Annotated in this window: 13 protein-coding genes; 8 read left to right on the top strand and 5 right to left on the bottom strand. The window is 73.3% G+C overall.

Translation table 11 applies throughout. The features are described 5' to 3' along the window. The first annotated feature begins 42 nt into the window (after window positions 1–42). The 3 genes from J4709_RS12760 to J4709_RS12750 all read left to right on the top strand — a co-directional run bounded on the left by J4709_RS12760 (window position 43) and on the right by J4709_RS12750 (window position 2,574). Entirely contained in the window at window positions 43–486 is a 444-nt protein-coding gene (locus J4709_RS12760; RefSeq protein WP_208240477.1) for an effector-associated constant component EACC1, read from the top strand. Then, window positions 441–1,955 carry a caspase family protein gene (locus J4709_RS12755; protein ID WP_208240475.1) on the top strand — a complete coding sequence of 505 codons (1,515 nt, stop codon included), beginning with the start codon at window positions 441–443 and terminating at the stop codon, window positions 1,953–1,955. Before J4709_RS12760 ends, J4709_RS12755 begins: the two co-directional genes overlap by 46 nt. Before the next feature lie 73 nt (window positions 1,956–2,028). Continuing rightward, window positions 2,029–2,574, top strand: coding sequence for a hypothetical protein (locus tag J4709_RS12750; protein ID WP_208240473.1), 546 nt, complete (start codon window positions 2,029–2,031; stop codon window positions 2,572–2,574). Window positions 2,575–2,656: 82 nt separating this feature from the next. On the opposite strand, the gene J4709_RS12745 is transcribed toward J4709_RS12750, so the two are convergent. Both J4709_RS12745 and J4709_RS12740 read right to left on the bottom strand, forming a co-directional pair. Further along, complete coding sequence (locus tag J4709_RS12745) at window positions 2,657–2,842, bottom strand: hypothetical protein (protein WP_208240471.1); 186 nt, start codon at window positions 2,840–2,842, stop codon at window positions 2,657–2,659. An 80-nt stretch (window positions 2,843–2,922) separates the two neighbouring features. Continuing rightward, window positions 2,923–4,371 carry an MFS transporter gene (locus J4709_RS12740; protein ID WP_208240469.1) on the bottom strand — a complete coding sequence of 483 codons (1,449 nt, stop codon included), beginning with the start codon at window positions 4,369–4,371 and terminating at the stop codon, window positions 2,923–2,925. Between the two features lie 105 nt (window positions 4,372–4,476). On the opposite strand from J4709_RS12740, the gene J4709_RS12735 reads away from it, so the two are divergent. The 3 genes from J4709_RS12735 (at window position 4,477) to J4709_RS12725 (ending at window position 6,927) form a co-directional block, all read left to right on the top strand. Beyond that, window positions 4,477–4,968: a winged helix-turn-helix transcriptional regulator gene (locus tag J4709_RS12735; protein ID WP_208240467.1), complete on the top strand. Its 492-nt coding sequence runs from the start codon at window positions 4,477–4,479 to the stop codon at window positions 4,966–4,968. 122 nt (window positions 4,969–5,090) lie between these two features. Continuing rightward, window positions 5,091–6,023 (top strand): aminoglycoside phosphotransferase family protein, encoded by a 933-nt coding sequence (locus tag J4709_RS12730; RefSeq protein WP_208240465.1) that lies wholly within the window; start codon window positions 5,091–5,093, stop codon window positions 6,021–6,023. A 4-nt stretch (window positions 6,024–6,027) separates the two neighbouring features. Continuing rightward, window positions 6,028–6,927, top strand: a complete 900-nt coding sequence (locus tag J4709_RS12725; RefSeq protein WP_208240463.1) for a phosphotransferase enzyme family protein — start codon at window positions 6,028–6,030, stop codon at window positions 6,925–6,927. On the opposite strand, the gene J4709_RS12720 is transcribed toward J4709_RS12725, so the two are convergent. Both J4709_RS12720 and J4709_RS12715 read right to left on the bottom strand, forming a co-directional pair. Next, complete coding sequence (locus tag J4709_RS12720; protein WP_208240461.1) at window positions 6,917–8,407, bottom strand: FAD-dependent oxidoreductase; 1,491 nt, start codon at window positions 8,405–8,407, stop codon at window positions 6,917–6,919. The two genes, J4709_RS12725 and J4709_RS12720, sit on opposite strands and share 11 nt — an antisense overlap. 23 nt (window positions 8,408–8,430) lie before the next feature. After that, window positions 8,431–9,393: an AurF N-oxygenase family protein gene (locus J4709_RS12715; RefSeq protein WP_208240459.1), complete on the bottom strand. Its 963-nt coding sequence runs from the start codon at window positions 9,391–9,393 to the stop codon at window positions 8,431–8,433. A gap of 115 nt (window positions 9,394–9,508) precedes the next feature. Here J4709_RS12715 and J4709_RS54675 point away from each other — a divergent pair, with 115 nt between their 5' ends. Then, window positions 9,509–10,135 carry a TetR/AcrR family transcriptional regulator gene (locus J4709_RS54675; protein ID WP_208240457.1) on the top strand — a complete coding sequence of 209 codons (627 nt, stop codon included), beginning with the start codon at window positions 9,509–9,511 and terminating at the stop codon, window positions 10,133–10,135. Here the strand turns inward: J4709_RS54675 and J4709_RS12705 are convergent. Then, window positions 10,054–11,097: a LysR family transcriptional regulator gene (locus J4709_RS12705; protein WP_208240455.1), complete on the bottom strand. Its 1,044-nt coding sequence runs from the start codon at window positions 11,095–11,097 to the stop codon at window positions 10,054–10,056. The two genes, J4709_RS54675 and J4709_RS12705, sit on opposite strands and share 82 nt — an antisense overlap. Before the next feature lie 121 nt (window positions 11,098–11,218). Here J4709_RS12705 and J4709_RS12700 point away from each other — a divergent pair, with 121 nt between their 5' ends. Then, a complete protein-coding gene (locus J4709_RS12700) occupies window positions 11,219–12,097 on the top strand; it encodes an NAD(P)H-binding protein (protein WP_208240453.1) in 879 nt (292 codons plus the stop codon). The last annotated feature ends 2 nt before the right edge of the window (window positions 12,098–12,099 follow it).

Here is a 12,099-nt window from a genome sequence, read left to right as displayed (position 1 = left end):
ATGAATGCTACGCGCCGGTGTTCACCGGATCGATACAACGGCATGTGCTCCGCCGCCCGCACCGCCGCGTCTCACAAAAGACCGACGAACACTGAGACGGGGAAAATGCCCGGAATCGCGATCACGGAAATCGATGAACAATACGCCGACGCCGCCCGGACCGACGAGATATGCCGCGCCCTCCGCCGCGAACTCTCCGAGCGGGGCGTGCCGGTCGCGCCTTTCACCGCCGCTCCCCCGCCCGGCGCGAAGTCCGGCGCCGCCGCCGCGATCGGCACGATCGCGGCGGTGCTCGGGTCCGGCTCGGTGACCACCGCGTTCGTCCGGGGGGTGTTCGCCTGGCTCGCCGCGCGCGAGGGCCGGACCGTCAAGATCACCATGGCCGACCGCAGCCTGGAACTCTCCCACCCGACACGCGAACAGGAACACCGGCTGATCGAATGGCTGACGCGCGACGAGAACACCGGGCCCGGAGAGCGCTCCTGATCACCGCCGACCGGTACACCGATCCGAAACTGCACCGGCTCCGGTCGCCCGCCCAGGACGCGGCGAGCCTTTCCGGAGTCCTTTCCGACCCGGCCATCGGCGGCTTCTCGGTGTCGACGATGGCCAACGAGCCCGCACACGAGATCACGGCCGCGCTGGAGGACCTTTTCGCCGACGCGCGCCCGGACGACGTGCTGCTCGTCCATTTCTCATGCCATGGCTGGAAGGACGAGGGCGGACGGCTCTTCTTCGCCACCACCGCGACGCGGCTGGACCGGCCGAACTCCACCGCCGTGCCCGCGTCCTACCTCAGCGAGCAGATCGCGCGGTGCCGGTCGCGGAACATCGTGGTGCTGCTCGACTGCTGCTACAGCGGGGCGTTCAGCCGCGGCCTGCTGCACCGCGGCGGCGGGTCGGTGGACGCGGCCGGCGGCCTCGGCGGCTCCGGACGCGCGGTGATCTGCTCGTCCTCCGACCTGGAGTACTCGTTCGAGGTGGCGGACGGGCACCTGTCGCAGGTCCCCGCCGCGTCGGACGCGGCACCGTCGTCGATCTTCACCGGCGCCGTCGTCCGCGGGCTGCGGACCGGCGACGCCGACCTGAACGGCGACGGCCTCGTCTCCATCGACGAGCTCTACGAGTACGCCTACGACGCGACCGTCGCGGCCACACCGCACCAGAGGCCGACCAAGTACCTGGACGTCCAGGGCGAGCTGATGATCGCCAGGAGCCCGCGCGGCCCGCGCGCGGCGAGCCTGCCGCCGGACCTGCTGTCGGCGGCGACGAGCCCGCTGGCCGACGTGCGGCGCGGCGCCGTCGAGGCGCTGCGGCGGCTCGCGCGGGCCGGCGACGCGCTGGGACGGACGGCCTACGGGCACCTCGCCGCGATGGCCGACGACGACAGCCGCGACGTCTCGGCCCGCGCACGGGCCGCCATGCGGGAGGTCGACCTGCATCTCGGCGGAAAGGCCGCGCCTCCCCCGCCGGGCGGAGCGCTCGCCGGTGCACCGCCTGCGCCGGATCCCTCTCCGCCGTTCGCGCCGCCTCCTCCGGCGGCGCACACGGCACCGCGCACCGCAGCGGAACCGCCACGGGCCTCGCTCGGCGTGTTCGCGATCTGCTACTTCATGCCCTTCTTCAGCAGCCTGTTCCTGCTGCCGATCCGGGATCGGGAGGCGCGGTACCACGCGTGGCAGTGCGTGCTCATCGACGCGTTCGACGCGGTGTTCATGGCCGGCGGCATGATCGTCGGCGCCGTCTACTCGGGCGTCCGCTACGGCAATGATCCGATACCGCAGGACGATCCCGGCCTCAACGTGTTCATGGTCGCGTTCCTGCTCCTGCCGCTCGTCCTGCGGCTCTACTGCCTGGCGATGCTCGCGCGCCGGCGCAGGCCGCGGATCAAGGGGCTGGGACGTGTCGCGGAGAGGCTGGCGTACCGGCGGCGATTGCACCGGGTCGGCGCGTAGTCGTGGCGGGAAGCGGCGGACCTCACATCGCGAGCGTCTACCGGCCGTGCTCATGGAGGACCAGGCTGGGCCGATGGAGGTTCGCTTCGCCGAGGACCACATCTGTTTCCTGCGCTACGACTTTCGCGGCGCCACGGTCCATCCCAGGGGAATGGTCACGCCCTCCCGCATCCGCGACGCGGACTGGAAGGCCATCAGGCCCGAGATCCGGACCACCCGCGGCGAGACCCTATTCGTCCCCGGGGACGAGAAAGCCGACCTCCAGGAGTTCTGCCACCGCCACGGAATCGCCAGGGTCTCGCGTCGCGATACGTGGGACGACCTGCTCGAACCGTTCCTCGACACCCGGATCGACGCCGACCAGGAATGCGCCACACTCGACCGGCTCCGCGGCGCCGGGTTCGCTCGCGAAGAAGTCGCCGCCATCCGGCAGCGCCTCGCCCCGCTCATGCTCGCCTACAACTTCGACGCCATGGTCTGGGAGTGGGTCGCTCTCGGCCTCTTCGACCTTCTCAACGCCGCCAACGCCCCCGTCATCGACCCCGGCCTGCAAGCCGCGCTCGGCGACCCCGCGACGTTCTACGCATGGGCGATGGCGATCGCCGAACGCACACCCTGACTCCCCCGCCATCGCCCGACCGCCGCGCGGCCGGGACCGCTCCCGGCCGCGCGGCCCTCGTCCGCGGGTGGTTCGGTGGTCCTCAGCGGGAGTGCCGCATGCGGTCGGCCTCCAGGTGGATGCGCTGCTCGGTGGCGAGGAGGTCGGCCTCGGCCTTCTCCGTGCGCAGTTGCGCGCGCATCTCACGGAAGCTCGGGGTGCGCCGCCGCTCCGCGGCCCTGGCCCGGCGTCCGGCCCTAGCACGCGAGAACCGCTGGAAGAGCCCCATGTCCGTCACTCCTCATCGCCATCGGCCGGGCTCGTCCCGGACCGTTGTCCCGCGACAACAGATGCCCCTTCTATCCCGTTTCATGCGGCTCGGGCGGCGGTCGGGGCGGGCTCGGCCGGGACCGTCGCGTCCGGTGGCGTGCCGTTCCGCCCGGCCGGCCCGCGGAGACCGGACGCCATGACGGCCGCGCCGAGCACCGCCGCCGCGACGGGGACGATCAGCGCGGTGCGCAGGGCGTCCAGGCCCGACCCGGCGGCGACGTCGACGGCCGTGACGGCGGACAGGCCGAGCGCCGTGCCGAACTGCATGGAGGTGTAGAGCAGGCCGCCCGCGAGACCGTGCTCGTCCTCGGCGACGCCATCGGTGGCGGCCATGGTGAGCGGCCCGTACGCCAGCGAGAACGACACCCCGAGCAGGAAGAGCGCCGGGAGCATCGCGGCGTACGTCCAGTCCATGCCGACGGGTAGGAAAAGCGCGTAGGCGACCGCCGCGAGCACGATGCCGGCGAGCAGGACGCGGGTGTTGCCGAAGCGGTTCACCAGGCGCGGCGTCAGGACGGGCGCGAGGACCGTGTCGATCCCGATCACGAGCAAGGCGAGTCCCGTCTGCATGGTGCTCCAGCCGCGCACCTCCTGGAAGTACAGGGTGGCGAGGAACTGGAAGCCCGCGAACGCAGCCAGGAACAGCAGCGCGGCCGTGTTCACGCGCACCAGCGACGCCGTCCGCAGGATGCCGAGGCGCACCAGCGGGGACGGGGAGCGGCGTTCGACGCGTGCGAACAGCCACAGCAGCGCGACGGCGGCGGCGAGCACGCCGGTGGTCAGGAAGGGCCCGTCGCCGGCGTGCTCCAGCCGGACGACCCCGTACACCAGCAGCAGCATCGCTCCGGTGAGGGTGAGCGCACCGGCCAGGTCGAAGCGACCGGAGGCGCGCTCGCCGCCCGGCTCGCGGACCAGGATCAGCGCCCCCGCGAGGATCAGCGCCGACAGGACGACCGGTGCGAAGAACACCCAGCGCCAGCCGAGCGTGGTGAGCGCGCCGCCCGCGACGACGCCGAGCGAGAAGCCGCCCGCCGCCGTCCCCGCGTAGACGCCGAGCGCCTTGGTGCGCGCGGGCCCCTCCGGGAACGCGGACGTGACCAGCGCCAGCCCGGCGGGCGCCATGAACGCCGCCGCGACGCCGGTGACGAACCGGGCGACCAGCAGCGCCCAGCCCGCGGTGGCGAACCCGCCGAGCCCGGAGAAGACCAGGAACACCGCCAGCCACAGCACGAACATCCGGCGGTGGCCCAGCAGGTCGGCGGCCCGGCCACCCAGCAGCATGAACCCGCCGTAGCCGAGGACGTAGGCGCTGACGACCCCGCTGAGCGTCCCGGTGGACAGGCCGAGGTCCGCGCGGATCGACGGCAGCGCCACGTTCAGCATGGCCACGTCGATCCCCTCCAGGAAGATCGCGCCGCACAGCACGAGGAGCGCGCCGAGCGGGCGGCCCGTCAGGCGCCCGGCGGATCCGGTAGCGGAATTGGACATCGTGCTCGACTCCCTCTCGTCCGGAAACCGGGTCCGGGGCGGTTCCCCGAATGCCTGCCGGTTCCCTCTTGTTACCGGCAGCATCGTCCGGCACCATCAGGGACCATGGAAGACGGCACTTTCGAGTCCCTCGGTTACTGCGGGGATACCGGCGTCGACGACGTTCTCCAGTGGGACCAGCGCGCGGACTGCGAGGTGCGGCAGATCCTCGACCGCATCGCCGACAAGTGGTCGCTCCAGGTGATCGCGCTGCTGGACAAGCGGAGCCTGCGCTTCACCGAGCTGCGGCGCGCGATCGACGGCGTCAGCCAGCGGATGCTGACCCGCACGCTGCGGCACCTGGAGCGCGACGGGCTGGTAAGCCGGACGGTGCACCCGACCGTCCCGCCGCGGGTGGACTACGCGCTGACGCCGATGGGCGCGACCCTGCACAGCACCATCCGCGCCCTGGTCGTCTGGACGGAGGAGCACCAAAACGCCATCGCCGCGGCGCGCACCGCCTATGACCGGCGCACGGCCGCCGAGCAGGAGGCCGCCGAACGCGAGGCGGCCGAACGCGACGCCGTCGCCCGCGCCGTCCTGCCGGTTCGAGGCTGACCGACTGTCCGTCGCGGCGGCTAGGCTCGGGGCATGCGTTGACCCCTGCCCGGAAGCCGGGCACCGCCGCCGTCTCCTTCGTGTCAGCCCGAAGTCCGCGTTCCGCGAAGGAGACGTTCACCATGAGCACGTCGATCCGCATCGACGTCCCCGAGGCGCTGGCCGCCTCGCACGCCAAGCACGGCGGCGCGTCCGGCCGTGCCTGGATCGCCGCGCTGCCCGCGCTGGCCGCCGGGTTCCTGGACCGCTGGTCGCTGCGGCCGGACGGTCCGGGGCGGCACGGCATGGCGTCGCTGGTCCTGCCCGTGACCTGCGCGGACGGGGCGCCCGCCGCGCTCAAGCTGCAGCCGGTCACCGACGAGAACGAGACCGAACCGGTCGGCCTGCGCGTCTGGGACGGCGACGGGGCGGTGCGGCTGCTCGACCACGACCCCGCCACCGGCACGATGCTGCTGGAGCGGCTGGACGAGACCCGCCCGCTGTCGTCGGTGGCCGACGACACCGCCGCGCTGGAGATCCTGGGCGGGCTGCTCGCGCGGCTTGTCGCGGTGCCGGCACCGGAGGGCCTGCGCCGGCTGGCCGACATCGCGGCCGCCATGCTCGACGAGGTGCCGCGAGCCATGCCCGCGCTGGCGGACCCGGCCGACCGGCGGCTGGTGCGGACCTGCGCGTCCGCCGTGGCCGAGCTGGTCGGCGAGCCCGGCGACCGCCTGCTGCACTGGGACCTGCACTACGACAACGTCCTCGCCGGGGAGCGGGAGCCCTGGCTGGCCATCGACCCGAAGCCGCTCGCGGGCGACCCGGGGTTCGACCTGCTGCCCGCGCTGGACAATCGGTGGGCGGAGCTGGTGGCGGCGGGCGACGCGTCCCGCGGGCTGCTCCGCCGCTTCGACCAGCTCACCGAGGCGCTCGGCCTGGACCGTCGGCGGGCGGCCGGGTGGACGCTCGGCCGCGTCCTGCAGAACGCGCTGTGGGACGTCGAGGACGGCGAGACCGCGCTGGACCCCGTCCAGGTGACCATCGCCGCCACCCTGCTGCGCGATCGGATGGGCTGAGCCGATGCCTTTCATCGACACACCGCTGACCGCGCCGATGCAGCGCGCGGTCCAGGACGTCTGGGGACGGCGCTTCGACGGCGAGGCCGTGCGGCTGTACGGCGGGGAGGAGTCGGCGGCGTACCGGCTCGGCGACCTCGTCGTGCGCGTCGGTCCGGCGAGCCGGAGCAGCGCCGAGGCCGAGTGGTGCCATGCGATCGCGGTGCATGCCGCCGCGACGCTGCCGGAGGCGGTGGCCCCGTTGCGGACGCGTGCCGGGGCGACGGTCGTCCGGGTGGAGGGCCGCCCGGTTTCGGTGTGGCCCTACGTCCCGGGCGAGTGGCCCGACGCCGACGAGCCGCGGGTGCGGACGCAGGGCGCGCGGCTCCTCGCACGGCTGCACCGCGCACTGGCCGGTCATCGGCCGCCGCCGCGTCCGGTGCCGTCGTTCCTGGAGGCGGGCCTGTACGGGGAGCCGCCGGACGACGTCCCCGCGCTGGCCGACCCGGAACTGGACCGCTGGCTCGCCACGTTCCATCGCCGGACTACACTCCGCCACCCGCTGCACGGCGACTTCTACACCGGCAACACCCTCGCGCGGGACGGCCGGCTGGTCTCGGTGCTGGACTGGGACGAGGCCGTCGTCGGGGCGCCGGAGTTGGAGGTGGCGTCCGCCGCGCTCGAATGGGCCGACGAGTACGGCGACGCGCCCGACCGGCGGCGGCGCTTCGTCGCCGACTACCACGAGGCCGGTGGAACGGCGGGCGAGATGGACGACGAGACGGTCGCGCAGCTGATCAGGCACCGGCTGCGGCGCGAGGCCGCCTACTTCGAGCACGCGCGGCGCCAGGGCGCCGTGCATGACGAGGACGACCTCGACTACCACGAGCGTCGTGTCAAGACCTTCTTCGCTCTCAGGCCGTGACGGTCGACGGCGCGCGCAGGCGGCCCTGCGCGTAGTCGTCCACGAGGTGGCGGACGGTCTCCATGGCGTCCTGCTTGTTGGTCCCGATGAAGCCGGTCGGGCCGCGCTTGATCCAGCCGGTGGCGTAGACGCTGGGCAGGACGGCGCCGCCCGGCTCGGCGAGGACGCGGCCGCCGGCGTTGGGGATGACCGCGCGGGCCTCGTCGAACGGGACGCCGGGGACGGCGGTCCCGCGGTAGCCGATCGAGCTGAGCACCAGCCCGGCGTCGAGCGTCCCGCCCTCCCCCGTCGGCTCGACGCGGTCGCCGGAGCCTGGGACGTAGGCGTTGCGGCCCAGCTCGACGCCCCGGACGCGCTCGTCGCCGAGGACGGCGAGCGGCGACGCCAGGTACCGCAGCACGATCCGCTTCCCGCTGCCCGAGGCGGGCCGTTCCGCCAGTTCGCGGAGCAGGCCGATCTTCTGGGCGGCGGCGTGGCCGAGGGCCGCGGTGTCGAGGTCAAGGTCGGCGGAGTCGAGCACCAGGTCGATGCCCGGGACCTGCATGAGGCCGACCAGTTCCGGGAGCGTGAAGGCCGAGTGCGCGACGCCGCGGCGGGCGACGATGACGACCTCCTCGACGCGGCTCTCCCGCAGCGCGTCCAGGGCGCGGGGCGCGATGCTCGTGCCGGCGAGGCGCTCGGGATCGGCGGTCAGGATGCGGGCGACGTCGAGCGCGACGTTGCCGTTGCCGACGATGACGGCCCGCTCGTGCGACAGGTCGAACCGGCGGGCGGCGTGGTCGGGGTGGCCGTTGTACCAGGCGACGAACTCGGTGGCCGTCGCGGTGCCGGGCAGGTCGTGGCCCGGGACGTCCAGGCGCCGGTCCGCCGACGCCCCGACCGCGTAGAGCACCGCGTGGTGCCGGCGGAGGAGCTCCTCGTGCGTGACGTCCCGCCCGACCTGCGTGCCGTGGACGAAGCGCACCCCGTCCTGCGCCGCGATGCGGTCGAACAGGTCGGTGACCTGGCGGGTCTTCACGTGGTCGGGGGCGACGCCGGCGCGCGCCAGCCCGTACGGGGTGGGCAGCCGCTCGTACATCGTGACCCGCGCGCCCGGGACGGTCAGCAGCTCGTCCGCCGCGTACATCGCGGCCGGCCCGGTCCCGACGATCGCCACGTCGAGCGGCTCGCGGCCCGCGGGCACGATGAGCGGCGGGACGTGCGGCGCCAGCAGCGGCCGCACCCGGCCGTCCCGGTAGAACGCCGCGTTGATCGGCACGAACGGCTCCTGCGACTCCGGCAGCCGGTCGTGCGGGACGATCGCGTCCACCGGGCACGCGGTCACGCACGCGCCGCAGTCGACGCAGGCGACCGGGTCGATGTAGAGCATGTCGGACGTGAGGAAGTCCGGCTCGTCCGGGGTGGGATGGATGCAGTTGACCGGGCATGCGTAGACGCAGGAGGCGTCGCCGCAGCAGGACTGCGTGACCACGTGGGGCATGGCTGGGGGCGTTTCCTAACGGGTCAGGCGGCGTGGGCCTGGCGGTGCGGCTCGCCGCGGTACCGGGACGGCTTGCCGTCGATGTGGCACAGCTCCCAGACCTTCCGGGCGGCCGGGTTCATGAGGCCGAGCTCCTCGGCGAGCATCCGCACGTCGCCGAAGTAGCCGCGCAGGATCGCCTTGGACTCCTCGCGCTGCCAGAACGCCTCCCGCATCACCTTGCGCGGGATGCCGAACTCCTTGGCGAACTGACGCGGCGGCGTCATGATCGCGCCGGCCAGCCAGCGCATGATCAGCGGGTAGGCGATCGAGGTGATGCCCTTGCCGGCCTTGGTCTGCTTGGCGACGTGCTCGTTGAGGAAGCGGTGCGCGAACGAGATGTGCCGCGCCTCCTCGGCGATGTGGATCTCCATCGTGCGCAGCAGCGCGGGCGGGCGGGCGGCGCCGTCCCGGATGACGTCCTTCTGGAAGTGGTCGATGGGCTCCTCGCCGGCGAGGATGCCGATGAAGAAGATCACCGGCGCGTAGGCGGCCAGGTGCCAGAGCGAGGAGGTCGCCCGGTAGGGCGTCTTCATGCCCGGGACGTCCACGCCGGTCCGGTTCACCAGCTCCTGGAACATCTGGATGTGGTTGCACTCCTCCGACATCTCGTGGAGGCAGTACCGGAACTCCGGGGAGCCGTTCGGCAGCTTCATCGCGTACTGCATCATCCCGCGGATGAGCACGCTCTCGAAGCTCAGCCCGACCTTCTGCATGTTGGCGGTGCGCCACAGCCCGATCGCGATCTTCTTGTCGTCCGGCTGGGCCTTGTACCAGGGGTGCGCGCCGAGCGGGTCGCAGTCGGGCAGCGTCCACCGCGGGTCGGAGGCGTCGATCGCGAAGTCCGCGGAGTCCCAGTCGATGTCCAGGTAGGGGTCGAACCGGCGGTGCACCGATCCGTTCGAGAGGGTCCGCAGGAACTCGCGGTACTCGGTCACCTGCGCCATCGGGGACCTCCTAGATCGTTTACACTTCCTATAGGAACTGTAAACAGTGCTCGCTTACCGGGTCAATGGGCCGGGAGTGTGGGCCGGGCCATAGAAGGGCCATAGAATCGGGCTCATGCCGAGGCAGGACGGGGACACGCACGCCCGCATCCTCGACGCCGCCGCCGCGTGCCTGACCGAGGGCGGGTTCACCTCCACCCGGCTGCTGTCGGCGATCGCGCGCCGCGCCGGGCTGTCGCGCCCGACGCTGTACAAGTACGGCGGCACCCTCGACGAGATCAAGGACGCGCTCATCGAGCGCGAGCTCACCGGCTACCTCGCCGAGGCCGCGCCGATCATCGACGCCGCCCGCTGGGACGCCGACTACGTCGCCGAACTGCTGGCCTTCCTCGTCGGCCGGGCCCGCCGGCACCCGCTGCTGTCCGCGGCCGTCCGGGACGTCCCCGACATGGTGCTGCCGTGGTTCACGATCCGCGCCGACCTCACCGTCGCCCGCGTCACGGCCCTCGCCGCGCCGGTCGTCCAGGAGAAGATCGACCGGGGCGAGTTCCCGCCCGTGGACGTGCCGGTCCTCATCGACGCGCTGACCCGCATCGTGCTGTCGCTGGTGTTCGTGAACAGCCCCGGCGTCGACGCCGACGACCCGGACGACCTGCGGCGCTACCTGCGGACCGTCACCGGGTTCATCATGCTGCTGCCGGCGCCCGGAGCGGGCGCCGCCGCGGCGCCGTCCGCCCGCTGAGCCCCGCCCGCCGGCTCGACGACGTCGAGCGGCTGCGCGGTGATCACGGGCTGCGCGGCGGCCGCGACCGCGGTGGCGGCGCGGACGAACGCGGCGACGGCCGGTGACCGGCAGTCCTGCGGCCACGCGACGACGAACTCCGCCGGCGGAAGGTCGGTGACGGCGCGGTAGGCGATGCCCGGGCGAACGTGCCGCCGCGCGATCGACACCGGCACGAACCAGATGACGCCGCCCAGCTCGACCAGGCTGAACAGCTCCATCAGGTCCCGGACGGGACGCCGGCTCCCGGCGAACGACCCGCGCGCGGCGGGCGGCGGCACCGGGGTGCCGGCGTGCTGCGGGCCCGGCGGCGGGCCGCCCTCCTCCGCGGGTCGCCCGTCGGGCAGGACGCGTCCGGCGAGGTCGGCCAGGGTCAGCGACGGCCGGGCGGCGAGCGGGTCGGACGCGGCCAGCGCGACCAGCCGGGGCTCGGTCAGCAGCGGCTCGACGTCCAGGCCGCGGGGGTCGGTCAGCTCGGGGACGACCGCGACGTCCGCACCGCCGTCGCGCAGCGCGGCCTCCTGCTCCCCCCGGCCGCCCAGCACCAGCTCCACCGGGATCGCCGCGTCCTCGCGCCGGTAGGCGGCGAGGAACCGCGGCAGCAGCCCGGCGTCGAAGTCGGCCTTGAGCGCGAGCCGCAGCTCCGGCACGGGCCGTCCCGCGTGGGCGGCCCGGCGGGCGGCGGCGGTGATCGCCTCCAGCGCGGTCCGCGCGTCGCGGAGCAGCACCTCCCCGGCGGCGGTCAGCGCGACCTGGCGGGTGGTGCGCTCGAACAGCCGCACGCCGAGCCCCCGCTCCAGCTCGCGGATCGCCCGCGACAGCGGCGGCTGCGCCATGCCCAGCCGCTCGGCGGCCCGCCCGAAGTTCAGCTCCTCGGCGACGGCCACGAAGTACCGGAGCTGCCGCGACTCCAGGTCATTCATATCCCCAGGGTATCAATGCGGACCCGATCGATCCTTCAGCCTCGCGGCGGCGACGGCTTGACTCGTCGGTACCGGCGCCGTTCCGGCGCCTCCCACCGCACCGCCTTCTTTGGAGACTTCGATGATCGTCATCACCACGCCCACCGGCAACATCGGCCGGCGCGTCGTCGACGGCGTGCTCGCCGCCGGGGCACCGGCCCGCCTGATCGTCCGCGACGCGTCCAAGCTGCCGGCCGGGGTGCGCGACCGCGCCGAGGTGGTCGAGGGCTCGCACGGCGACCCCGACGTCGTGGCCAAGGCGTTCGCCGGCGCCGACACCGTCTTCTGGCTCGCCCCGCCGAACCGCCGGGCCGAGAGCCTCGACGACATCTACTCCCGCTTCGCGCGGCCGGCCTGCGAGGCGTTCGAGAGGCAGGGCGTCCAGCGGGTCGTCGCCGTCTCCGCCCTCGGCCGCGGCGTCCTGCCCGACGCCGGCCACATCACGGCGACCCTGGCGATGGACGACCTCATCGCGGGCACCGGCGTGCACTTCCGGGCGCTGACGCTGCCGACCTTCATGGACAACATGCTCGGCCAGGTCGCGGGCATCCGGGACCAGGGCGTGTTCTTCTCGGCGATCTCCGGCGACCGCAAGATGCCGACGTGCGCGTGCCGCGACATCGCCGCCGCCGCGGTGAAGCTGCTGCTCGACCCGTCGTGGACCGGGCGCGGCGACGTGCCGGTGCTCGGCCCGGAGGACCTGTCGAACGACGACATGGCGCGGATCATGTCCGAGGTCCTGGGCCGGCCCGTCCGCCATCAGCAGGTCTCCGCCGAGGCGTTCAAGGAGAGCATGCTCGCGCGCGGGGTGTCCGAGGCGAACGCCCAGGGGCTGGTCGAGATGGCCGTGGCCAAGGAGAACGGCCTCGACAACGCCGAGCCGCGCACCCTCGAGGCCACCTCGCCCACCACCTTCCGCGCATGGTGCGAGGAGGAACTGAAGCCCGCCTTCCTCGCCTAGCC

It is taken from the genome of Actinomadura violacea (assembly GCF_017573465.1).
In the GTDB taxonomy this organism is placed as follows: domain Bacteria; phylum Actinomycetota; class Actinomycetes; order Streptosporangiales; family Streptosporangiaceae; genus Spirillospora; species Spirillospora violacea.
The sequence above is the reverse complement of the archived record's forward strand: the minus strand, read 5'-3'. Positions and strand labels throughout refer to the sequence as shown.

Coding starts and splice junctions, on each gene's coding strand:
- J4709_RS12760 (WP_208240477.1), top strand. CDS start 43: ATGTGCTCCGCCGCCCGCACCGCCGCGTCTCACAAAAGACCGACGAAC.
- J4709_RS12735 (WP_208240467.1), top strand. CDS start 4,477: ATGGAAGACGGCACTTTCGAGTCCCTCGGTTACTGCGGGGATACCGGC.
- J4709_RS54675 (WP_208240457.1), top strand. CDS start 9,509: ATGCCGAGGCAGGACGGGGACACGCACGCCCGCATCCTCGACGCCGCC.
- J4709_RS12715 (WP_208240459.1), bottom strand. CDS start 9,393: ATGGCGCAGGTGACCGAGTACCGCGAGTTCCTGCGGACCCTCTCGAAC.
- J4709_RS12725 (WP_208240463.1), top strand. CDS start 6,028: ATGCCTTTCATCGACACACCGCTGACCGCGCCGATGCAGCGCGCGGTC.
- J4709_RS12705 (WP_208240455.1), bottom strand. CDS start 11,097: ATGAATGACCTGGAGTCGCGGCAGCTCCGGTACTTCGTGGCCGTCGCC.
- J4709_RS12740 (WP_208240469.1), bottom strand. CDS start 4,371: ATGTCCAATTCCGCTACCGGATCCGCCGGGCGCCTGACGGGCCGCCCG.
- J4709_RS12720 (WP_208240461.1), bottom strand. CDS start 8,407: ATGCCCCACGTGGTCACGCAGTCCTGCTGCGGCGACGCCTCCTGCGTC.
- J4709_RS12755 (WP_208240475.1), top strand. CDS start 441: ATGGCTGACGCGCGACGAGAACACCGGGCCCGGAGAGCGCTCCTGATC.
- J4709_RS12745 (WP_208240471.1), bottom strand. CDS start 2,842: ATGGGGCTCTTCCAGCGGTTCTCGCGTGCTAGGGCCGGACGCCGGGCC.
- J4709_RS12700 (WP_208240453.1), top strand. CDS start 11,219: ATGATCGTCATCACCACGCCCACCGGCAACATCGGCCGGCGCGTCGTC.
- J4709_RS12750 (WP_208240473.1), top strand. CDS start 2,029: ATGGAGGTTCGCTTCGCCGAGGACCACATCTGTTTCCTGCGCTACGAC.
- J4709_RS12730 (WP_208240465.1), top strand. CDS start 5,091: ATGAGCACGTCGATCCGCATCGACGTCCCCGAGGCGCTGGCCGCCTCG.